23 protein-coding genes and 1 other annotated feature are annotated in these 21433 nt (G+C 39.5%); of the genes, 22 read left to right on the forward strand and 1 reads right to left on the reverse strand.

What is annotated here, in order from left to right:
* Nucleotides 1–18 precede the first annotated feature (18 nt).
* From dnaJ to mtaB, 4 genes are read left to right on the forward strand one after another with little or no spacing between them, the layout of a single operon-like run.
* On the forward strand, nt 19–1137 hold the full coding sequence (gene dnaJ / locus CR194_RS01490; protein WP_110607874.1) for a molecular chaperone DnaJ: 1119 nt from the start codon (nt 19–21) through the stop codon (nt 1135–1137).
* Nucleotides 1138–1163: 26 nt separating this feature from the next.
* Nucleotides 1164–2105: a 50S ribosomal protein L11 methyltransferase gene (prmA, locus tag CR194_RS01495; RefSeq protein WP_110607875.1), complete on the forward strand. Its 942-nt coding sequence runs from the start codon at nt 1164–1166 to the stop codon at nt 2103–2105.
* A gap of 8 nt (nt 2106–2113) precedes the next feature.
* A complete protein-coding gene (locus CR194_RS01500) occupies nt 2114–2866 on the forward strand; it encodes a 16S rRNA (uracil(1498)-N(3))-methyltransferase (protein ID WP_110607876.1) in 753 nt (250 codons plus the stop codon).
* Nucleotides 2867–2871: 5 nt separating this feature from the next.
* Complete coding sequence (mtaB, locus tag CR194_RS01505) at nt 2872–4212, forward strand: tRNA (N(6)-L-threonylcarbamoyladenosine(37)-C(2))-methylthiotransferase MtaB (protein WP_110607877.1); 1341 nt, start codon at nt 2872–2874, stop codon at nt 4210–4212.
* A gap of 28 nt (nt 4213–4240) precedes the next feature.
* Here mtaB and CR194_RS01510 read toward each other — a convergent pair whose 3' ends face one another.
* Complete coding sequence (locus CR194_RS01510) at nt 4241–5170, reverse strand: Na/Pi symporter (protein ID WP_110607878.1); 930 nt, start codon at nt 5168–5170, stop codon at nt 4241–4243.
* 205 nt (nt 5171–5375) lie between these two features.
* On the opposite strand from CR194_RS01510, the gene rpsU reads away from it, so the two are divergent.
* The 18 genes from rpsU (at nt 5376) to glyS (ending at nt 21235) form a co-directional block, all read left to right on the forward strand.
* Entirely contained in the window at nt 5376–5549 is a 174-nt protein-coding gene (gene rpsU, locus CR194_RS01515; protein WP_110607879.1) for a 30S ribosomal protein S21, read from the forward strand.
* Nucleotides 5550–5568: 19 nt separating this feature from the next.
* The gene (locus CR194_RS01520) at nt 5569–6012 is read left to right on the forward strand and encodes a GatB/YqeY domain-containing protein (RefSeq protein WP_110607880.1); all 444 of its coding nucleotides are present in this window, start codon (nt 5569–5571) and stop codon (nt 6010–6012) included.
* Between the two features lie 190 nt (nt 6013–6202).
* A complete protein-coding gene (locus CR194_RS01525; protein ID WP_110607881.1) occupies nt 6203–6523 on the forward strand; it encodes a hypothetical protein in 321 nt (106 codons plus the stop codon).
* A gap of 199 nt (nt 6524–6722) precedes the next feature.
* A complete protein-coding gene (locus CR194_RS01530; protein ID WP_110608938.1) occupies nt 6723–8075 on the forward strand; it encodes an NfeD family protein in 1353 nt (450 codons plus the stop codon).
* Nucleotides 8072–9082 (forward strand): flotillin-like protein FloA, encoded by a 1011-nt coding sequence (gene floA / locus CR194_RS01535; RefSeq protein WP_110607882.1) that lies wholly within the window; start codon nt 8072–8074, stop codon nt 9080–9082. Before CR194_RS01530 ends, floA begins: the two co-directional genes overlap by 4 nt.
* A 53-nt stretch (nt 9083–9135) precedes the next feature.
* The gene (locus CR194_RS01540) at nt 9136–9708 is read left to right on the forward strand and encodes a hypothetical protein (RefSeq protein WP_110607883.1); all 573 of its coding nucleotides are present in this window, start codon (nt 9136–9138) and stop codon (nt 9706–9708) included.
* 177 nt (nt 9709–9885) lie between these two features.
* Nucleotides 9886–10185 (forward strand): sporulation protein YqfC, encoded by a 300-nt coding sequence (gene yqfC, locus CR194_RS01545; RefSeq protein ID WP_110607884.1) that lies wholly within the window; start codon nt 9886–9888, stop codon nt 10183–10185.
* Nucleotides 10186–10207: 22 nt separating this feature from the next.
* Nucleotides 10208–11395: a sporulation protein YqfD gene (yqfD, locus tag CR194_RS01550; RefSeq protein WP_110607885.1), complete on the forward strand. Its 1188-nt coding sequence runs from the start codon at nt 10208–10210 to the stop codon at nt 11393–11395.
* Between the two features lie 5 nt (nt 11396–11400).
* A complete protein-coding gene (locus CR194_RS01555) occupies nt 11401–12372 on the forward strand; it encodes a PhoH family protein (protein ID WP_110607886.1) in 972 nt (323 codons plus the stop codon).
* A 77-nt stretch (nt 12373–12449) separates the two neighbouring features.
* A complete protein-coding gene (locus CR194_RS01560) occupies nt 12450–14666 on the forward strand; it encodes an HD family phosphohydrolase (protein ID WP_110607887.1) in 2217 nt (738 codons plus the stop codon).
* Entirely contained in the window at nt 14663–15127 is a 465-nt protein-coding gene (ybeY, locus tag CR194_RS01565) for an rRNA maturation RNase YbeY (RefSeq protein ID WP_110607888.1), read from the forward strand. The genes CR194_RS01560 and ybeY overlap by 4 nt, the downstream gene beginning before the upstream one ends.
* Nucleotides 15111–15503 carry a diacylglycerol kinase family protein gene (locus CR194_RS01570; RefSeq protein ID WP_110607889.1) on the forward strand — a complete coding sequence of 131 codons (393 nt, stop codon included), beginning with the start codon at nt 15111–15113 and terminating at the stop codon, nt 15501–15503. Before ybeY ends, CR194_RS01570 begins: the two co-directional genes overlap by 17 nt.
* Before the next feature lie 34 nt (nt 15504–15537).
* Complete coding sequence (locus CR194_RS01575) at nt 15538–15936, forward strand: cytidine deaminase (protein ID WP_110607890.1); 399 nt, start codon at nt 15538–15540, stop codon at nt 15934–15936.
* Complete coding sequence (era, locus tag CR194_RS01580; protein WP_110607891.1) at nt 15929–16840, forward strand: GTPase Era; 912 nt, start codon at nt 15929–15931, stop codon at nt 16838–16840. The genes CR194_RS01575 and era overlap by 8 nt, the downstream gene beginning before the upstream one ends.
* Before the next feature lie 112 nt (nt 16841–16952).
* Nucleotides 16953–17102: a YqzL family protein gene (locus tag CR194_RS01585; protein ID WP_110607892.1), complete on the forward strand. Its 150-nt coding sequence runs from the start codon at nt 16953–16955 to the stop codon at nt 17100–17102.
* 35 nt (nt 17103–17137) lie between these two features.
* On the forward strand, nt 17138–17881 hold the full coding sequence (recO, locus tag CR194_RS01590) for a DNA repair protein RecO (protein ID WP_110607893.1): 744 nt from the start codon (nt 17138–17140) through the stop codon (nt 17879–17881).
* A 62-nt stretch (nt 17882–17943) separates the two neighbouring features.
* Nucleotides 17944–18122, forward strand: a binding site (T-box leader).
* A gap of 142 nt (nt 18123–18264) precedes the next feature.
* Nucleotides 18265–19155, forward strand: a complete 891-nt coding sequence (glyQ, locus tag CR194_RS01595; protein ID WP_110607894.1) for a glycine--tRNA ligase subunit alpha — start codon at nt 18265–18267, stop codon at nt 19153–19155.
* Nucleotides 19148–21235 (forward strand): glycine--tRNA ligase subunit beta, encoded by a 2088-nt coding sequence (glyS, locus tag CR194_RS01600; protein WP_110607895.1) that lies wholly within the window; start codon nt 19148–19150, stop codon nt 21233–21235. The genes glyQ and glyS overlap by 8 nt, the downstream gene beginning before the upstream one ends.
* Nucleotides 21236–21433 lie beyond the last annotated feature (198 nt).

Consider the following 21433-nt stretch of genomic DNA (forward strand, 5'->3'; position numbering starts at 1 on the left):
ACTCGGGAGTGAGAAAAAATGAGCAAGAGAGACTTTTACGATGTACTTGGTGTAGAAAAAGGTGCATCTGAACCTGAAATAAAAAAAGCTTACCGTAAACTGGCTCGTAAATATCATCCGGACGTCAATAAAGAGGCGGATGCAGAGTCTAAATTCAAAGAAGTTAAAGAAGCGTATGACACGTTAAGTGATTCACAGAAGCGTGCTCACTATGATCAATTTGGCCATGCAGATCCAAACCAAGGCTTTGGCGGTCAAGGTGCCGGTGATTTCGGTGGCTTTAGTGATATCTTTGATATGTTCTTTGGCGGTGGTGGTAGACGAGATCCGAATGCTCCACGTCAAGGTTCAGATATGCAATACACAATGACTCTTGAATTCAAAGAAGCTGTTTTTGGAAAAGAGACAGACATTGAAATTCCAAGAGAAGAAACGTGCGACACGTGTGATGGTTCTGGAGCTAAAAAAGGGACTCATGCAGAGACTTGTCAACATTGTGGCGGTGCTGGGCAACTGAATGTAGAGCAAAATACTCCGTTTGGTCGCGTAGTAAACCGTCGAGTCTGTCACCATTGTGACGGTACCGGACAGTATATTAAGAATAAGTGTCGAACATGTGGCGGCCAAGGAAAAGTGAAAAAGCGCAAAAAAATTCATATCAAAATTCCAGCAGGTGTTGATACAGGACAGCAAATTCGCGTTGCAGGTCAAGGTGAACCAGGTGTGAACGGCGGTCCTTCTGGAGACTTGTTTGTTGTGTTTAACGTGGCCTCTCATGAATTCTTTAAACGAGATGGCGACGATATCTTTTGTGAGATGCCGATTACTTTTGTCCAGTCTGCATTAGGTGATGAAATTGAAGTGCCGACCTTAGAAGGTAAAGTGAAGCTGAAAGTACCTGCAGGAACTCAGACAGGAACTCATTTCCGTCTTCGTGGAAAAGGGGTACCAAATGTTCGTGGAATGGGTCAAGGTGATCAGCATATCCAAATGAAAGTCATCACACCTAAAAACTTATCTGAGCGTCAAAAAGAGCTATTGCGCGAATTCGCTGATATAAGCGGAAACGAAGCTCCTGATGAGCAAAGCGATAACTTTTTTGAAAAAGTGAAAAGAGCCTTTAAAAGTTTTGGTTAATCAATGAGAGATGAGGAGTTGGTTATATGAAATGGTCGGAAATTTGTATTCATACAACACAGGAAGCGGTAGAACCTGTCAGTCATATTTTGCACGAAGCAGGAGCTAGCGGGGTTGTCATTGAAGATCCAGACGATTTGCATCGCGATTGGGAAACGAAATTCGGTGAAATTTATGATCTTTCTCCAGACGATTATCCTGATGAAGGTGTCTTATTAAAGGCGTACCTTCCTGTGAACAGTTTCTTAGGTGAAGCGGTTGAAGAAGTGAAAGAGGCCATTAACCAACTCCTTGTTTATAATATTGATATCGGTCATAATCAAGTAACGGTAAGTGAAGTAAACGAAGAAGAATGGGCGACAGCTTGGAAGAAATACTACAAGCCAGTAAAGGTTTCCGATCATATTACAATTACACCAACGTGGGAAGAATATGAAGCAGTGCAAGAAGGGGAAATGATCATTGAGCTTGACCCAGGAATGGCTTTTGGTACAGGTACACACCCCACCACTGTTCTATGTATTCAATCATTAGAGCGCCATTTAGAAAAAGGTAAAACCGTTGTAGATGTTGGGACGGGGTCTGGCGTACTAAGTATTGCTGCCGCCAAATTGGGGGCCTCTCAAGTTGATGCATTAGACTTGGACGAAGTCGCAGTTAATTCTGCGAAATTGAATGTGAAGCTAAACAAAGTTCAAGACGTAGTGACGGTTCGTGAAAATAATCTGTTGGAGAACCTTGATGGTTCGCCAGATTTAATTGTAGCAAATATCTTAGCTGAAGTTATCATTCAGATGACAGAAGATGCTTTTCATTCGTTGAAGCCAGGGGGCAAGATTATTACATCTGGTATTATTCAAACGAAGAGAGAGATGGTCAAGGAAGCTTTGCTCTCGGCAGGTTTTATGATTACAGAAGTGGTTGAGATGGAAGACTGGTTAGCCGTCGTAGCCACGAAACCGGAGTAGTCGAAATCATGCAGCGATATTTTTTGAGTAAAGAAAGTTTCAAAGATAATGATGTAATAATTGAAGGTGAGGATTCAAAGCATATTACCCGTGTGATGAGAATGAGCACTGGAGACCACATCATATGTTGTGATAATGAGACAGCTTGTTATCTCTGTGAAATTCGTAATGTGTTGACTGATTCTGTGGAAGCGAAGGTAGTTAAGTCGTTAGATAAAGATTCGGAACTCCCTATTCAGGTTACGATTGCTCACGGTTTACCAAAAGGAGATAAGTTTGAACTTGTCATTCAAAAAGGAACTGAACTAGGTGCCGCTTCATTTATTCCATTTCAAGCGGAACGTTCGATTGTCAAATGGGATACGAAAAAAGAAAAGAAAAAATTGGATCGATGGAATAAAATTTCTAAAGAAGCAAGTGAACAATCACATCGTCATTATGTACCTCGTGTTTATGGAGCCCAGACGATAAAACAGTTGATACAACATTTCCACTCCTATTCTTATGTCATCCTTGCCTATGAAGAGGATGCGAAGAATGATGAGAAAAGTCGGTTTCATCAAACTCTTTCACAAATGAAGGAAAGCGATACTCTCCTTATTTTAGTAGGGCCTGAAGGAGGTTTTTCTGATCGGGAAGTGGAAATGATGGTTAAGGCAGGAGCAATCAGTTGCGCGCTAGGACCTAGAATTTTGAGGAGTGAAACGGCTCCACTATATGCGTTAGCAGCTATATCATATCATTTTGAATTGTTGGGGTGAGAATAATGCCAACGGTCGCTTTTCATACGTTAGGATGTAAAGTTAACCATTACGAAACAGAAGCTATTTGGCAGTTGTTTCAACAGGAAGGTTATGAAAAAACAGATTACGATCAGATCTCAGATGTCTATGTCATTAATACATGTACAGTAACAAACACAGGAGATAAAAAAAGCCGCCAAGTGATTCGCAGAGCGATTCGTAAAAATCCTGAGGCGGTTGTATGTGTAACAGGATGTTATGCCCAGACTTCTCCTGCAGAAGTAATGGCCATCCCGGGAGTTGATATCGTAGTTGGGACTCAAGATCGTCATAAATTATTGCCTTTTATTGAAGAATTTCAGAAAGAAAGAGAACCTATAAATGGTGTAGGAAACATCATGAAAGCACGAGTGTATGAAGAATTAGATGTTCCTTCATTCACAGATCGGACGAGGGCGTCGTTGAAGATTCAAGAAGGATGTAATAATTTCTGTACGTTCTGTATTATCCCTTGGGCCAGAGGATTAATGCGATCCAGAAAACCTTCTGATGTATTACAGCAAGCAGATCAACTGGTCGAAGCAGGGTATAAGGAAATCGTTTTAACTGGCATTCACACAGGTGGATACGGTGAAGATATGAAAGACTACAGTTTGGCAGATCTCTTAATAGACTTGGAAAAAATTGATGGGTTGAAAAGGATTCGCATTTCTTCCATTGAAGCAAGCCAAATTACCGATGAAGTGATCGATGCCATCAATCAGTCTGAGAAGGTTGTCCGTCATTTGCATGTTCCTTTACAATCAGGTTCTGATACGGTTTTAAAGCGAATGAGACGTAAGTACACGACAGATTTCTATAAAGAGAGAGTCGATCGATTGAAACAAACTTTATCGGGCCTTGCGGTTACCTCTGACGTCATTGTTGGCTTTCCTGGGGAGACAAATGAAGAATTCCAAGAAACCTTTGACTTCATTCGTGAGATCGGCTTTTCAGAATTACATGTATTTCCCTTTTCGAAACGAACAGGCACACCTGCCGCTCGAATGGAAGATCAGGTGGATGATTCCTTGAAAAATGAGCGAGTACACCGATTGATTGAGCTTTCAAATCAACAAGCGAAAGAATATGCTTCTCTATTTGAAGGAGAAGTGTTAGAAATGATTCCTGAAGAAGAAGATCAAGAAGATAGGGAACAGTTGATTGGATATACTGATAATTATATGAAAGTTAAAGTTCGTTTGAATTCATCCATGATCGGTGAGATTGTTAAAGTGAAAATTGATCAGGCTGGATATCCTTATAATAGAGGATCGTTTGTTAAAGTAGTAACGGATCAAAAACGTCAACTGGTTCACGAATAATCAGCGACAGAGTAGCACCTAGTAGGCGCTACTCTGTTTTTTTATGAATTTTTTCAATAAAATGAGCGAAAGGTCGTGCGAACGGGAGGACGATAATAGAGCATAAGATGTTAAATAGTAAAGCAGCATGTGCTAATTGCTGGGCTGGAGTCGTACTCGTTGCAGAAATAAATTCTGAAAACTGTGGGATAAAAGGATACAGTAAGAGGACCCCAGCTATATTTAGCCAAATGTGAGCATAAGCAGTAAGTTTAGCTTCACTTGAACCGCCGAAACTAGCAATCCAAGCTGTAATACATGTTCCAATGTTAGCCCCAAGGATAATCGAAATAGCAGCTTGTAATGTGAACATATTTTCGTTCATAAAGCTCATAGTCATCGCTGATACCGCTGAGCTAGATTGAATGATACTAGTAAGTATGATTCCTACACCAATACCAACCATATTGCTATCATTTGTAAACGTAAACCAGTCATAAACCGTTGGTATTGATGAGAGAGGATAAGCTAACATTTCAAACCCATGCATAGCTAAGATCATCATCGCTAATCCAAATAAAAGACAACCTACAGAAAAAGCCTTTTCTTTTTTTGAAAAGAGAAAAAGGACCCCTAAGACCAAGAAAGGAAGAATAAATGAAGATAAATCAAAAGCCAGTATTTCTAACGTCGCTACAGTTCCAATGTTAGCCCCAAGCATAATACCGACGGATGAATAAAAAGGAATCAGTTTTACAGATACTAAACCGACGGTAATAACCATGACTGCTGAACTACTCTGAAGCAAAGTAGCTGCGAAAGTCCCTATTAATAATCCTTTCCATGGCCGATCTACCAATCTAGTAATAAGTTGAGGCATAGAAGTATGGACACGAATAAGCAACCCATGTCTCATCACTGTCATCCCAAATAAAAACAAAGCCAGATATATAGCAAATAACGTCATCCAATCGCTCATATGCTCCCCCCTATAAACACTATATGGAGAGAGTGGGACAAGGATGACAAATTCATTAATTTCAAAAGAAAAGTTGACCATAACCTCCCATTCATATATAATCAATAAAGACATGCTTTTTGTACTTTGAGAACTTTTTATGTTTAGAAAGACCAAAGTCTTGTTTAGCATGTTTTGATTGGTTGTTCGGAGGGAGGGATACAGAATGGCAGAAACACGTGTACGTAAAAATGAATCCATCGATGCTGCTCTTCGTCGCTTCAAGAAAACTATGTCTAAAGAAGGTACGATAGCAGAAGTTAAGAAGCGGAAGCATTATGAGAAACCTAGCATTAAGCGTAAGAAGAAGTCAGAAGCGGCTCGTAAGCGTAAGTTCTAATTGAGAGGGTGGAAATTCCTTGAACATTCTTGATCAACTTAATCAAGATATGAAGGATGCAATGCGTAGCAGAGATAAGCAACGCCTCTCGGTCATTCGATCAGTGAAGTCTTCATTGCAGAATGAATCGATCAATAAGGGTCAGGAGCTTACCGATGATGAAATCTTGACGGTATTAAACCGTGAGATGAAACAGCGTAAAGAATCCCTCCATGAATTTGAACAAGCAGATCGCCAAGACCTTGTTATAAAAACTAATGCAGAAATTCAGGTATTGTCTGAATATATGCCATCACAACTATCTGATGAAGAACTCCGGCAAATCGTGCATGAAACGATTGAACAAGTGGGAGCACAATCCAAGTCAGATATGGGGAAAGTGATGGGAGCGATCATGCCTAAGGTTAAAGGTCGCGCCGATGGATCAGAAGTAAAACAGCTTGTCCATCAGTCATTATCTTAATCAATTGAACGCCTTGTCCTAGACAAGGCGTTTTTATTGTTGTCTTTTGAAGGCATTTCTAATGTATGCAGGGAAATAAGGATATTCAATTGGGAATTATACAGTTAATTTCCATTGTGTGTGACATCGAAGAATAAAATGTTTATACAAAGGGTAAGGGAAGGTGTATGAAGTTAAAAGGAGGAAAACAATGGATAAAAAATTATTTTATGTAACCTGGAAAACAGGGAGCGAACTTGAATTAATGCCAGTAAACGTAGATTCAAGAACAATTCAGTATGAAGTAGAAGTTGATGAAAAAGAACAACACAAACTGGAACATTTAATTTTAGCTGTAAATAAAAAAGATGTGATGCAAGAACACATTTTCGTTCGTCCTTTTGACGAGACGGCTGATGATATGGATAAAGAACAGTTAAAAGGTGAAGTGAGTGAATTGTTTCAACTCATTTATGAGTTGGGCACAGAAAAAACTAAAAAGTACTTCGATGATATGAGAGAACAGGAATAATAATTGAAAGAGCTACCCCATGTTATTAAGGGGAGCTCTTTTTACTGTTTTTTAATAGAAATTAAAGGTAAAATAATCATACAAGATAATTTTATTATTAAAAATGAAACTTTGCTTTTATTGAATCGTAATCTAATTACAGCAAATGTTGAATGCATCTTGAAAGGGGGTCGCGGGTTTGAAGAAAAACATTCGGATAATGCTTTACTCTTCTTTACTTGCCTTGGCATTTATATTATTTATTTCCATGCCACCACAACAGGCCAACAGTGATGGTTCAGGTGAACTCGTCTATTATATTCCTGTTGAGCAGGCAGTGGAGAGAGGATTAGAAGCGTTTTTAGCAAGGTCGATTGAGGCGGCAGAAGAAGAGGGCGCAGATCACATTGTTCTTGAAGTAAATACACCAGGCGGTTTTGTAGATGCCGCTGGAAACATTGCTAAGCTTGTGAGAGACGCTGAGGTACCTACAACGGCATTTATAGTAGGCGATGCCTTATCAGCAGGGGCCTATATAGCATTGAACGCTAATCAGATCGTTATGACGCCTGGGACTGAAATGGGGTCTGCGGCAGTCATCGATGGGTCGGGAAATGCTGCGGAAGACAAAGCGCAGTCTGCTTGGTTAGCAAGTTTGAGAAGTGCTGCTAATCTAAATGACAGAGATCCTCAATATGCTCTAGCTATGGCGGATGAAAGGATCGATCTTCCTGAATACGGAGCGGGTCAAGGGTCTTTATTAACTTTGACTAGTTCTGAAGCTCTTGAAGTAGGCTATGCCGAAGCGGTTGTGGATAACCGAGCAGAATTGCTTGAATTCCTAAACTTAGAAAACGCGACAGAAAGAGAGATGGAAGTAAGTTTTGCAGAACAAATTGCGCGTTTTGTCACCCATCCTATAGTCATACCGATTCTTCTTTCTATTGGAAGTTTAGGACTAGTGCTTGAATTGTATTCCCCAGGCTTTGGTATTCCGGGAATCATGGGAGCCTCAGCGTTATTTTTATACTTTTTTGGCCATTTAGTTGCGGGGTTTGCTGGATGGGAAACAATGATCTTGTTTGGAGTAGGAGCGATTCTGCTTCTGGTAGAGGTCTTCTCACCAAGTTTTGGCGTCTTTGGTATCATTGGGATCGGGGCGATGGTGGGAAGCTTGGTGATGAGTTCATACTCAACAGTGAATATTTTAGTATCTGTTTTGATAGCAGCGCTTGTAACAGCGGTAGCTTCTGTATTATTTTTTAAATATATTGGTTACTCAGGGCCCTTGAAACGAGTAATCTTAACAGATCAGACGAAAACGGAGCAAGGATACGTTTCTAACGCTAACAGAAGCGAATTTATTGGACAAATTGGGGAATCATTAACGATCCTTAGACCTTCAGGAACAGCGATTTTAAACAACGAACGACTTGACGTTGTGTCTGAGGGAGGATATATTGAACAAGGAAGGAAAGTTAAGGTTATTTCTGTCGCAGGTTCACGAATTGTCGTTCGTGAATTGAAAGAGGCAGAAGACCAGTTGAATCAGAAGAAGGAGGAAAACGAATGATTACAGAAGAAATTGGGTTACTGATAGTCATAGGACTTATCATTGTAGCAGTAGCAGTACTATTCACATTTGTTCCCGTAGCATTATGGATTTCAGCATGGGCTGCAGGAGTAAAAGTAGGGATTTTCCAATTAGTAGGGATGAGACTTCGTCGGGTAATTCCACATCGTGTCGTTAACCCGTTAATTAAAGCAGTAAAAGCAGGTCTTGAACTGAATACGAACAAACTTGAAGGGCATTACTTAGCAGGTGGTAACGTAGACCGTGTGGTTAACGCGTTAATCGCCGCTCAACGAGCTAACATTGATTTAACATTTGAACGTTGTGCAGCCATTGACTTAGCTGGTCGTGACGTACTTGAAGCTGTTCAAATGAGTGTAAACCCTAAAGTAATTGAAACACCTTTTATTGCAGGTGTTGCCATGGATGGTATTGAAGTGAAAGCGAAAGCTAGAATTACTGTTCGTGCTAACATTGACCGTTTAGTCGGTGGTGCAGGTGAAGAAACAATCATCGCTCGTGTAGGTGAAGGGATTGTATCAACGATTGGTTCTGCTAAAAATCACGCAGAAGTATTAGAAAATCCTGATATGATTTCTCAAACTGTTTTGAAAAAAGGATTAGATGCAGGAACGGCATTTGAAATCTTATCTATCGATATTGCCGATATTGATATTGGTAAGAACATCGGTGCTGGACTTCAAACAGATCAAGCGGAAGCAGATAAGAAAATTGCACAAGCAAAAGCCGAAGAACGTCGTGCAATGGCCGTAGCTCAAGAGCAAGAAATGAAGGCAAGAGTAGAAGAGATGCGTGCGAAAGTTGTTGAAGCCGAAGCGGAAGTTCCAATGGCTATGTCTGAAGCATTGCGTTCAGGGAACTTGGGTGTTATGGATTACATGAACTTTAACAATGTAAAAGCAGATACGGATATGCGCGATTCCATTGGAAAAGCAACAGATGACGGTGAAGATGATGGGACGAACCCAGGCGGATCTCGTCGATAAGAGATAAGACTGGAACATGAACCTGTTCCATCTAAAGAAAGGAGCGACCTGTAATGGAAGGTTTATTCAACTTGTTAATTGAATCTCCGCTCCTTATCTTTTTCATCATCGCTGCCATTTTGAGTTTCGTTCGAAGCCGTGGTGGAGACGACCAGGAAAAACAGTCAGGGAAACCTAGCAATCAAGGCAGACCTTCTCAGCAGAGACAGCCTCAACAAAGAAGCAGGACAGATCAAGACCGAGAGCAAGAGGTGGACTGGAGAGATATTTTTCGTCAGGAAGAACGTCCGACGCAGCCCCAACCTACGGTATACAGAACAGAGCGTTCTGAAGAAGCAAGAGAAAAGGCAGAGGCTGCTGTTGAATCACTTCCGAGAGATGCTGAAAAAGAGCTCAATAAATCTAATCGTGAGCTTCACGAACGATATGAGCGGATCCAAGAACGTAAGAAACAAGCAATGGATTTATCTGGAGAAATAGCTGGATCTCCAATTGCTCAAAAAGATCTAACTATGCAAAGAAAACCTAAAATCCGCCTGGACTTTAGTAATATATCCAGGGATGAAGCGGTTAAAGGTGTGATTTGGTCTGAGATTCTCGGGAAGCCTAAATCACGCAGAAAATAATACTATTTTACAGACATGCACTGGACTCAGTGCATGTCTTTTTTTATTTGCTTAGCCGAAAAGGTGGAAGAAGATGGATCATGTAGCTACATTACAGTAATTCGCGAGCCTGAAGTTTTTTTTCCAGTGATAGCTTTCCGAAATCATTCATACATATGAGTGGAGAGGGGGTTCGATATGAAACGAGTCCAAGCATGGATGAAGAAATGGATGGTAGATCATATGGACCTGCCGGCAGATGTGGTCATGGATTTACCTAGGTTAACAATGATCGGACAATTTCACTTATACATTGAAAATCACCAAGGGGTCCTCCGTTTTACTAACGAAGAGCTTAGGCTTTCATTAAGAGAAGGTCAGTTAGTTATCAAGGGAGAAGATTTCATACTCAAAACCATTTTACCTGAGGAAATTCTTCTTGAGGGAATGATTAGACACATATCCTATTACGATGAAAACAATAAAGAGTTGAAATAAACAGGGATGGTGAGAATTACTTATGAAAAATCAATGGTTACAAAGATCAACAGGGCATGTGAAAATACGAGTGACAGAAGCTTCGGCTGAAGATTTTATAAATGACTGCGCCAAAAGAGGTGTAGTTGTTTGGGGAATTACTTACGAAGAAGAGAAAATGTTCACTGCTCATATATTATTAACCGACCTTTCAAAACTTAAGAAAATGGCCAAGCACCTCCCTTGCCGTATCGTGTTTATTGAAAAAAGAGGAATTCCCTTTGTACTAAATAAATTATCTCGCCGGAAGGGAATGATTACAGGTTTTGCAGCGTTTTTGTTGTTTTTATTTGTTCTATCTCACATGGTTTGGGATATTGAAATAGAAGGAGCCTCGCCTGCCTTGGAACATGACTTAACGAATGCCATTCATGAGATGGGAATTACCAAAGGGAAACTGCAATATTTCCTTCCTTCTCCTGAAGAGATACAGCAAAAATTGACCAATGAAATAGATGAAATCACATGGGTGGGAGTAACGAAACAGGGATCTGCCTATCACTTTCAAATTGTTGAGAAGGAAATTGTCGAGGAAAAGCCTTCAAACATATCAGGACATTTAGTAGCCGCAAGAAAAGCTGTGATCCACGATTTATTTGTTGAAAAAGGAAAGCCTATGGTTACCCCAAATCAGGTTGTTGAGAAAGGAGATATTCTGGTCTCTGGTTTAATTGGTAAAGAAGACAACGCTAGGCAAATATCGGCGGAGGGAAGTGTCGTAGGAGAATTTTGGTATGAAGTGAACATGGACGTCCCACTAAACGTTATCATTGAAACCCTTACAGGGGAAGTGAATCGGAAGCACGGGATTATGATTGGAAAACTGTTTGTTCCAATATGGGGACTCAACGGCATTGAATCAGAACATATAGTGGAAGAAACATTCACAAAGAGGTGGGTGCCCTTCGGCTTTGCTCTTCCATTTGGCTATCGCTATGTAAATGAATATGAAATGAATGCAGTAAAGGAAGAAAGAATGAAAGAGGAGGCAGTTTCCATAGCTGTAAAAGAAAGCGAAAAAAGGCTACTACAACAATTTTCCAGCAGCGCTGAAGTTGTAGACGAAAAAGTTTTGCACCAGATCGTAGACGGTGGTAAAGTAAAGGTATCCTTACACTTACGGATTATTGATGAAATCGCGTTAAAACAACCGATTATCCAAGGAGACTGAGACGATTGATAGAAAATAAATTAACGATTGCGTTACCAATTCAAGGGTCTAATGAAGTACAAGCATTATTTGGTCCAAATGATAAACATTTACAAAGACTTGAAGAAACATTTTCTACGAAAATCCTGACTAGAGGTGAGGAAATAACGATTTTCGGTGAAGATGAGACGAACCACAAAATTCGAGATATCTTAGAAATGCTTTTGAAACTTATTCGAAATGGAATTTCAGTAAAAGAAAGAGATGTTCTTTATGCTGCCCAACTTGCTAATCGTGGATTATTGGATGAGATGACTGATTTATATGAAGATAAAATTACGGTTACTGCTAAGGGTAAACCAATACTCGCTAAAACTTTAGGGCAAAGACACTATGTTTCTGCTATCAGAAAAAATGATATTGTTTTTGGGATAGGTCCTGCGGGTACTGGTAAGACTTATTTAGCGGTAGTTCTAGCAGTACATGCTCTAAAAGAAGGCCAAGTAAAACGAATTGTTCTTACTAGACCTGCCGTTGAGGCCGGTGAGAGTTTAGGATTTTTGCCAGGCGATTTAAAGGAAAAGGTTGACCCTTATTTACGTCCCCTTTACGATGCCCTTCATGATGTATTAGGTGTAGAGCATACTGCACGTTTGATGGAACGAGGGACGATTGAAATTGCACCGCTAGCTTATATGCGCGGAAGGACTCTTGATGATTCGTTTGTTATATTAGACGAAGCACAAAATACCACATCTGAACAGATAAAAATGTTTCTAACGAGGCTGGGATTTGGTTCGAAAATGGTTGTTACAGGCGACTTGACCCAAATAGACTTACCACGGGGGAAGATGTCCGGATTGAAAGTCGCTTTGAATATTCTTAATAAAGTGGAGGGGATGGCTTTTATCCACCTTGAATCAGCCGATGTGGTGCGCCATACTCTTGTTCAACGTATTATTGATGCTTATGAGGTTGAAGACAGTCAAGGTAAATAACTTCATCTTCTTTAAGATCGAGACACTTTTTTTATTCTTCATAGGACAGATAAGAAATTTAATGAGGTGGGGGAATGGTGGCAAAGCGGTCATCGATTGATCATCAGTCGTGGTGGAAGAAACTGCAAAATCATCGATATATTCGGTTGTTTTTCTTTTTATTATTAGGAATCATTACATACAGCTTGTTAGTTTCAAATATTATCCCTGATACTCTAGAAGTGGAACAGGGAACCGTTTCAGATAATGATATACGTTCGCCATTAACGATTGAAAATAAAGCTGAAACGGAGCGATTAGAGCAAGAAGCTTTTGATGCAGTGGAACCGGTATATTCGATGAGATCCCGCTATTCCCAAAATCAAATTGAACGAATTCAAGATATCTTTCATTCAATTAAACAAGTTCGTGCTGAAGTGGCGGAACGTGAAGAAGAAATTGATACGATAACAGAAGGAAGCGAAGAGGAAGAGGAAACGAACAATCAAGAAGAATTAATCGAAGAATTCACTCTCGAAGAAAAAATCGATCGAACGCGCGAGTTGTTAACGGAACAAACAAATGATCACCTAGCGGATGAAACGTTGGAAACGTTATTAAGAGTGTCTCCTGAGGATTTACAAATAGCTCAGGAAACGACGACTAGTGCTGTCTATGATGTGATGACTGAAGAAATTGAAATGGCACAAGTGGATCAAGCTAAAGATGAAGTCGAACGACAAGTGGACATACAGTCGGTAAGTCCAACATTGACTAGAGCGATGAAGGAAATTTCAAGATTTGGTATTATGGCAAACTATATGATCGATGAAGAAGCTACAGTGGAAGCAAGAGAGCAAGCAGTTGAAATGGTTGAGCCGGTCATGCTCCGTGAAGGACACCTTATTGTTGAAGAAGGACAAGTTATCACATCGGATGTATATCAGCAGCTAGCTTTAGTAGGCTTAACTGAAGATATTAATGTCGTCTATCCTTACCTTGGGTTAGCGATTATAGTTATGTTATTAATGGGGATGCTAAGCTATTATTTAAATGATGCTAAAACGACGCTTCAGACTAATAATACACATTTATTAATGTATGGAGTGATTTACTCCGTTACGTTGGTATTGTTAAAGTTGGTTAGTATGATGCACGTGATCGATGTTGACGGGATTACTTATATAGCACCTGTTGCTATGGGAACAATTTTGATCACAACGCTGCTTCAGTCCAGAGTCGCTTTATTTACAAGTATGGTGTTTGCCATCGTGGCTAGTATAATGTTTAATAATCAAGCTCCTGGTGTAGTAGACTATTCTCATGGGATTTATGTATTTTTCAGTGGTGTTGCCGGGGTTTTCTTTTTAAATAAATCCCACCGTATAATAAGAATGCTACAAACAGGAATGTTTGTATCGCTCATTAATGTCTTAGTTGTATTGGCGATCATCTTATTGAAAAATGCTCAGTTTGGCTGGATTGAAATTGGATTGAACTTAGCTTTCGCAGCTATAGCAGGGTTTATAGCTGTTGTGTTAACGGTCGGACTTTTGCCATTTTTTGAAGCCGGCTTTGGCATATTGTCCACAACGAAATTAATTGAATTATCCAATCCTAATCATCCTCTTTTAAGAAAAATATTATTAGAGGCACCAGGCACGTATCATCATAGTGTGATCGTAGCTAATTTAGCTGAAGCGGCATGTGAATCCGTTGGAGCGAATGGATTATTAGCGAGAGTGGGAGCCTATTACCATGATATAGGTAAAACGAGGCGGCCTCATTTCTTCATTGAAAATCAAATGAAAATAGAGAATCCTCACGACACTATTTCGCCTAAATTAAGCAAAACAATCATTATTGCCCATCCTTACGATGGTGCAGAAATGTTAAAATCCTATAAAATCCCAAAAGAACTAATTGATATAGCGGAACAACATCATGGTACTACGTTATTGAAGTATTTTTATCACAAAGCAAAGCAAGAATCTGATGAGGTTATTTCAGAGAAGGATTTCAGATATCCTGGACCAAAAGCAACAAACAAAGAATCAGCAATTGTAGGAATTGCTGATTGTGTAGAAGCGGCAGTAAGGTCTATGCAGCATCCGACAAATGAGAAAATAGAAATGCTCGTGCGTAAGATTGTTACAGACCGATTAGAGGATGGCCAGTTTGATGAATGTGATTTAACATTGAAAGAACTTAATATGATTTCAACGTCTATGTGTGAAACGTTGCAAGGGACGTTTCATTCTCGAATTGAGTATCCTGAAGACGACCTACCTAAAGTGAAGGAGGAAACAAAATGAGTAACTATACAATTGATATTATAGACGAGACGGAAGCCCTATCAGCGGAGGAAAAAACATTAGTGTCCACTGTTTTGGAATCGGCTCTTGTTGAAGAAAAAGTGAGAGAAGAATCTGAACTTAGCGTAACGTTTGTAAGTGACGAGCGAATTAGAGAACTTAATAGGGATTATAGGGATAAAGATCAACCGACAGACGTATTATCGTTTGCGTTAAATGAGGATGAGGGAGAAATACTAAATGAGGGTATGCCTAATCTCATCGGAGACATTGTCATTTCCATTCCACGAGCGAAGGAACAAGCTAAGGACTATGGACATGATTTCAAGAGGGAACTATGCTTTCTAGCGGTCCACGGATTTCTTCATTTAATAGGCTATGATCACGAATCTGAAAAAAACGAAACAGCTATGTTTACAAAACAAGAGGAAATTTTAACTAAACATGGACTTGAAAAGTAAAAGTCCCTTTGTCTCGTGGACCCGCTTGAAAAAGAGCTTTTACTATGCATCAAAAGGAATTTACCACACGTGGAGATCTGAACAAAACTTTCGTATTCACATCGTTGTAGCTTTCTTCGTATTTATTGCTGCTCAGATCCTTCAGGTGCCCATTGTTGAACAAGCTATTTTGGCTGTTGTTATTGGTGCGGTAATTGGGATGGAATTAATTAATACAGCGCTAGAACACATGGTTGATTTAGTCGTTCAAACGTATGATGAACGAGCAAAAATAATAAAAGATGCTGCAGCAGGAGCAGTGTTTGTATTTGCATTGACTGCTGTTTTAGTAGGAAGCATGATTTTTATCCCGAGAGTACTAGAAATATTTTTATAAAACAAAAGTTTATCTTTGATAAGGATGATGAAACATGAAAATGGAAGAACTATTAGACCAAGCAAAAGAAGCCAGACAAAAAGCTTATGTACCTTATTCGAAATTTCAAGTAGGTGCGGCTTTATTATCAACTGATGGGACTGTGTACCAAGGTTGCAATATTGAAAATGCCGCTTACAGTATGTGTAATTGTGCTGAAAGAACGGCAATTTTCAAAGCTGTTTCAGAAGGGGTTCGTGAATTTAGTGCGATCGGTGTTGTTGCTGATACAGAGGGTCCTGTTTCGCCATGTGGTGCATGCAGACAAGTGATGTCAGAGCTCTTACAACCTGAAACAAAAGTTTATTTAACCAACCTTAAGGGAGATATTTCAGAGTGGACGGTAGCTGAGTTGCTCCCGGGAGCTTTTTCACCGGAGGATTTACATGAATAATGATCAGTTAAAGAAGTCGGGGTTTGTTGCATTGATTGGTCGGCCAAACGTAGGGAAATCTACGTTATTAAATCAAATCTTGGGACAAAAAATTGCAATTATGAGTGATAAGCCACAAACAACAAGAAATCGAATTCAAGGGGTTTATACAGAAGAACGAGGGCAAGTTGTTTTTATTGATACACCTGGTATTCATAAACCTAAGCACCGGCTTGGTGATTTTATGACCAGTATTGCCCAAACAACATTAAGAGAAGTGGATGTCATTTTATTTGTTGTTGATGCTAAAGAAGGAAAAGGACGAGGCGATGAATTTATCATTGAACGGCTAAAAAACATTAATACTCCAGTCTTTCTTATTTTAAATAAAATTGACGAAGTTCATCCAGATCAACTGTTACCACTTATTGAACAATACAGTAAATTATTATCTTTTACTGAAGTCATTCCTTTATCAGCTTTGCAAGGAAATAATGTACCTACGTTATTGGAACAGGTTTATAAATATTTAGAAGAAGGACCGCAATTTTATCCAGAGGACCAAGTAACTGATCATCCTGAACGTTTTTTAATGTCTGAGATGATCCGGGAGAAGGTGCTCCATTTAACACATGAAGAAGTACCTCATTCGATTGCTGTAGAAATTGAGCAAATTAAACGTCGTGATCATACGGATACGGTTTATGTCGGGGCAGTTGTTGTGGTGGAGCGTAATTCCCAAAAAGGAATTATTATTGGGAAACAAGGCAAGATGCTAAAAGAAATTGGCAAATTGGCTCGTGAAGACATCCAAAAAATTCTCGGTTCAAAAATTTTCTTGGAGATATGGGTAAAAGTAGAGAAGGACTGGCGTAACAAACCAAAATATTTACGTGAACTTGGTTACGATAAAGACGAGTATTAAAATATGCTCATAAATGTCAATTTTTCCTTGACATGAAAATGCTGATCGAGGTCATCATAACAGATAATGAATTAAGTAATTACGTCTGTTTAAGGAAAGGTGGAGTAACGGGATGCGGCAGTTATCTTGGCAAGTATTCTCCATGACAGGCAATGTTGAATCTTATTTGTTATTTAAAGAACTAGATCGTGATCGAGTGGATGAAGCTTCCGAAGAGGAGGAAGAAAATCCTCTTAAAGACCACGATTCAATCGTTCATTAATGACCTCTAGATCACCTTAGAATGCGGGTGATGAGTTGTTAGAGAAATTTGAAGGAATAATTATACGCACGACGAACTACGCTGAAACAAATAAAGTATTAACCATTTATTCTCGAGAACATGGAAAAATAGCTTTAATGGCTAGAGGAGCAAGGCGACCAAAAAGCCGCTTTGCTTCCAGTTCTCAACTGTTTATTTTTGGCACGTTCGTCTACCAAAAGTCGAGCGGTATAGGTACGCTGAATCAAGCAGACATTATTGATTCTTTTAGAGAAGTTAGAAGCGATCTTATGTTAACGGCTTACGCTGCTTATATAGTAGAATTGCTTGATAAACTAACGGAAGATAGGTCAAGCAACCCTTATTTATTTGAATTGCTGTACCAACTTCTTCATCATTTAAATGAAGGAGAGGACGGAGAAATCTTACTTAGAATCATGGAGACAAAAATGTTGACGTTCTCAGGTTCGGCCCCTACACTTCACCAATGTGCTAGATGTGGAAGTACAGAGTTACCGTTTAATTTTTCCTTGAAATTTGGTGGTGCAATCTGTCGAAGGTGTTTAGTAGAAGACACCTACCATCTGAAGGTCTCACCCGCAGTGATGAAGTTATTGCGTCTTTTCCAACAATTAAATCCTACTCGTATTGGCCAGATCTCTGTTAAGAAAGAAACAAAAGCGCAATTGAAGGAAGTTTTGGAAACTTATTATCAAGAACATGTAGGTGTTTATTTGAAATCTAAACGGTTTTTAGATCAAATGGATAAATATCTATGACGATCCATTGACATGTTCCTAGTTTTTAAGTAATATTTGAAAATAAGTAAATGTTATTAATGTATAATGCGTAGAAGGAAAGTAGTACTTATCCTCTTAATACAGTAGAGCGAGCTTAGGGTGGTGGAAGCTAAGTGTATTTACGGTAAGGAAGGCGTTCTGGAGCATCATTATTAAAGAGGTACGGCATTGTATTAGCTGTGCAAGTAGGGTGGAACCGCGGGTAACTCTCGTCCCTATGTCCAAGGAAATGGACATAGAGACGAGAGTTTTTTATTTGTTATCCATTTTCTTACTTTTACATCGTCGTTTACGTTACTGAGGTACTATTCAATGCATTGTAAAAGGTCATAGCTACATAGAAAATAAATGGAGGGATAAGAATGAATGTTCAAGAAATGATCTTAACTTTACAGAAGTTTTGGGGAGAACAAAATTGTTTGATTTTACAACCGTATGATGTGGAAAAAGGAGCGGGGACGATGAATCCTATGACGTTCTTGCGAAGCATAGGTCCAGAACCTTGGAATGTAGCTTATGTTGAACCTTCTAGAAGACCGTCAGATGGACGATATGGTGAAAATCCTAACCGGCTGTATCAGCATCATCAGTTCCAAGTAGTAATGAAACCTTCTCCAGACAACATTCAAGAATTGTATTTGAAAAGTTTACAGGAGTTAGGAATTAAACCGGAAGAACATGATATTCGATTTGTAGAAGATAACTGGGAAGCTCCGACTCTCGCAGCTTGGGGTCTAGGTTGGGAAGTATGGCTTGACGGAATGGAAATTACTCAGTTCACTTATTTCCAACAAGTGGGGGGATTGGATGCAAGCCCAGTTTCTGTAGAGATTACCTATGGAATTGAGAGGTTAGCTTCATATATTCAAGACAAAGAAAATGTATATGATCTTGAATGGGTAAATGGATTTACGTATGGCGACGTGTTTTTGCAAAATGAGTATGAGCAATCTAAATATGCATTTGAAGTTGCGGATCCTAAAATGTTATTTGATTTATTCGCTACGTATGAGAAGGAAGCGGGTAGAGCCTTGAAAGAGAATCTTGTCATTCCATCGTATGACTACGTATTAAAATGTTCTCACGTATTTAACTTATTAGATGCCCAAGGGGCCATTTCTGTGACAGAAAGAGCAGGCTACATTAGCCGGGTGAGAAACCTTGCCCGAGGTTGTGCTAAACAGTATTATCACATTAGAGAAGAGCTAGGGTTTCCGATGTTAAAGGTGAAGGAGGATACGAATCATGAGTAATCGTACGCTTTTATTAGAAATAGGATTAGAAGAAATGCCGGCAAGATTTGTGACAAATGCCATGAATCAGTTGAAGCAAAGAGTCGAGAAGTGGTTTGAAAGTCACCGATTATCTTATTCGAAAGTAGAAGCTTATTCTACACCTCGTAGACTAGCCGTCGTTGTTGATGGTCTAGTAGAAAAACAAGAGGATATGGAAGAAGAAGCGAAAGGGCCTTCTAAGAAAATTGCTATTGATGACGCTGGTGAGTGGTCCAAGGCAGCTCAGGGGTTCGCAAGAGGGCAAGGTGCCACAGTCAATGACCTTTATTTCAAAGAATTAAAAGGCGAAGAATATGTATTTCTAAAAAAGCATACCTCAGGTGAAGCTGTTCAATCTTTGCTTCCGGAATTGAAGGAAGTAATTTTAAGTATCCCTTTTCCAAAAAACATGAAGTGGGGTACAAATGACCTTCGTTTTGTAAGACCTGTAAAGTGGATTGTAGCATTATTTGGAGAAGAAGTTGTTCCATTTGATATAGCTGGTATCCATACGAATCGAGTGACTTACGGTCATCGTTTCCTTGGGTCAAAAGTTGAAGTAAAAGAAGCGGATCATTATGTTCAAACACTATTAAAAGAGTTTGTCATTGTTGATCCCCTAGAAAGAAAGAAAGCGATTCGTACGCAAATAGAGCGAATGGCTGAAGAAGAGAATTGGTCTATTTTTATTGATGAAGATTTGTTAGAAGAAGTGAATAATTTAGTAGAATATCCTACAGCACTTTACGGAAGTTTCGATGAGCGTTTTTTAACTGTCCCTGACGACGTGCTGATTACTTCAATGCGCGAGCATCAACGTTACTTTCCTGTTAAAAACGGTGCAGGAGAATTATTGCCCTATTTCGTAACAGTAAGAAATGGAGATCACCGCCATTTGGAGAATGTCCAAAAAGGAAATGAGAAAGTGTTACGAGCACGTTTAGCTGACTCAGAGTTTTTCTATCAAGAAGATTTACGGAAGAATTTTGCATCTCTTTTTGACCGGTTAGAGGCGATTGTTTATCACGAAGAATTGGGCTCTGTTGCGGATAAAGTCAGGCGCGTCAAAGACTTGGCTGTGAAATTAGCTGATAAAGCAGGCGCAACGGAAGTGGAGAAACAGCAGACGGAAAGAGCGGCTAGGCTCTCTAAAGTAGATCTTGTTACGCACATGGTAAATGAGTTTCCAGAGCTAGAAGGTCGAATGGGCGAAGAGTATGCTCTCAAAGCAGGTGAACATGTGAACGTTGCCCAAGCGATTCGTGAGCATTATTTACCTAAACAGTCAGGTGATCCTTTACCTCAATCATCTATTAGTGCTTATGTAGCGGTTGCCGATAAGCTTGATACACTTGTCACCAGTTTTGGGATTGGAAACATTCCTACAGGTTCCCAAGATCCTCACGGACTGCGTCGACAAACAGCAGGTATTCTGCAAATATTTTTATCTGAAGCTTGGAGTTTTGATTTGTTCACATGCATAGAAGAAGCAATCGACCTAGCGGCAGAACGAGATCTTTTGAAAAGAAGCAAACAAGAAATCATCCGTGATTTAACTGATTTTGTAAAACTGCGTTATAAGAGCATATTGCAAGATCAAGGAATTCGTTATGATGTTGTTGACGCAATATTAAAGACACAATTAGGGCGTGTAACAATCGTAGTGAGAAAAGGGAAGTTCCTAATGGAACAGCTCTCAACACCTTCGTTTAAAAATGATGTAGAAGCATTCAGCCGAGTGACAAATATTGCAAAGAAAGCTGAAGATAAGAAAGCGATGGTTGATAAAGGCCTGTTCCAAGAAAAGCAAGAGAAGGAATTGCAAACTCTTGCGGAGGAAAAACAGGACAAGCTACTTACGTTACTAAATGAAAGTCGTATTGAAGAAGCTTACGATGAATTGAAAAGTTTAGAACCAGCGATCCATGATTATTTTGATCATGTTATGGTTATGGCTGATGATCCTAAGGTTAAGCAAAATCGATTATCCCAAATGGTATTGGTCGCTAAAACGATCACTTCGTTTGCTGATTTTCAGACTATTGTATTCCATTCCTAGGGATAGATCCGTTTCGAGAATGATTTTTAATGTATAATAGGGATCATTAAATAGCTCTTTTAGAGTTCAATGGTATTTGGTGCCAAATCTTAAAAACCTTTTGTCTCTTCCTCTGCCACTCAGGTTTTAAACCGGTATTCGTTGAGGCAACTTGTAGCTTATCCGTAAGGTTATGTGCAAGATTGTGTTAAAGTCTAT

This window comes from Salipaludibacillus keqinensis (assembly GCF_003226325.1).
GTDB classification, from domain to species: Bacteria; Bacillota; Bacilli; order Bacillales; family Salisediminibacteriaceae; genus Salipaludibacillus; species Salipaludibacillus keqinensis.

Excerpts from the sequence above, each read along its gene's own strand:
- CR194_RS01570 (WP_110607889.1), top strand. The coding sequence starts at position 15,111 with ATGGACTTGAAAAGTAAAAGTCCCTTTGTCTCGTGGACCCGCTTGAAA.
- mtaB (WP_110607877.1), top strand. The coding sequence starts at position 2,872 with ATGCCAACGGTCGCTTTTCATACGTTAGGATGTAAAGTTAACCATTAC.
- CR194_RS01510 (WP_110607878.1), bottom strand. The coding sequence starts at position 5,170 with ATGAGCGATTGGATGACGTTATTTGCTATATATCTGGCTTTGTTTTTA.
- CR194_RS01530 (WP_110608938.1), top strand. The coding sequence starts at position 6,723 with ATGCTTTACTCTTCTTTACTTGCCTTGGCATTTATATTATTTATTTCC.
- CR194_RS01525 (WP_110607881.1), top strand. The coding sequence starts at position 6,203 with ATGGATAAAAAATTATTTTATGTAACCTGGAAAACAGGGAGCGAACTT.
- yqfD (WP_110607885.1), top strand. The coding sequence starts at position 10,208 with ATGAAAAATCAATGGTTACAAAGATCAACAGGGCATGTGAAAATACGA.
- CR194_RS01500 (WP_110607876.1), top strand. The coding sequence starts at position 2,114 with ATGCAGCGATATTTTTTGAGTAAAGAAAGTTTCAAAGATAATGATGTA.
- yqfC (WP_110607884.1), top strand. The coding sequence starts at position 9,886 with ATGAAACGAGTCCAAGCATGGATGAAGAAATGGATGGTAGATCATATG.
- floA (WP_110607882.1), top strand. The coding sequence starts at position 8,072 with ATGATTACAGAAGAAATTGGGTTACTGATAGTCATAGGACTTATCATT.
- CR194_RS01575 (WP_110607890.1), top strand. The coding sequence starts at position 15,538 with ATGAAAATGGAAGAACTATTAGACCAAGCAAAAGAAGCCAGACAAAAA.
- prmA (WP_110607875.1), top strand. The coding sequence starts at position 1,164 with ATGAAATGGTCGGAAATTTGTATTCATACAACACAGGAAGCGGTAGAA.
- glyS (WP_110607895.1), top strand. The coding sequence starts at position 19,148 with ATGAGTAATCGTACGCTTTTATTAGAAATAGGATTAGAAGAAATGCCG.
- CR194_RS01540 (WP_110607883.1), top strand. The coding sequence starts at position 9,136 with ATGGAAGGTTTATTCAACTTGTTAATTGAATCTCCGCTCCTTATCTTT.
- glyQ (WP_110607894.1), top strand. The coding sequence starts at position 18,265 with ATGAATGTTCAAGAAATGATCTTAACTTTACAGAAGTTTTGGGGAGAA.
- CR194_RS01585 (WP_110607892.1), top strand. The coding sequence starts at position 16,953 with ATGCGGCAGTTATCTTGGCAAGTATTCTCCATGACAGGCAATGTTGAA.
- rpsU (WP_110607879.1), top strand. The coding sequence starts at position 5,376 with ATGGCAGAAACACGTGTACGTAAAAATGAATCCATCGATGCTGCTCTT.
- ybeY (WP_110607888.1), top strand. The coding sequence starts at position 14,663 with ATGAGTAACTATACAATTGATATTATAGACGAGACGGAAGCCCTATCA.
- dnaJ (WP_110607874.1), top strand. The coding sequence starts at position 19 with ATGAGCAAGAGAGACTTTTACGATGTACTTGGTGTAGAAAAAGGTGCA.
- era (WP_110607891.1), top strand. The coding sequence starts at position 15,929 with ATGAATAATGATCAGTTAAAGAAGTCGGGGTTTGTTGCATTGATTGGT.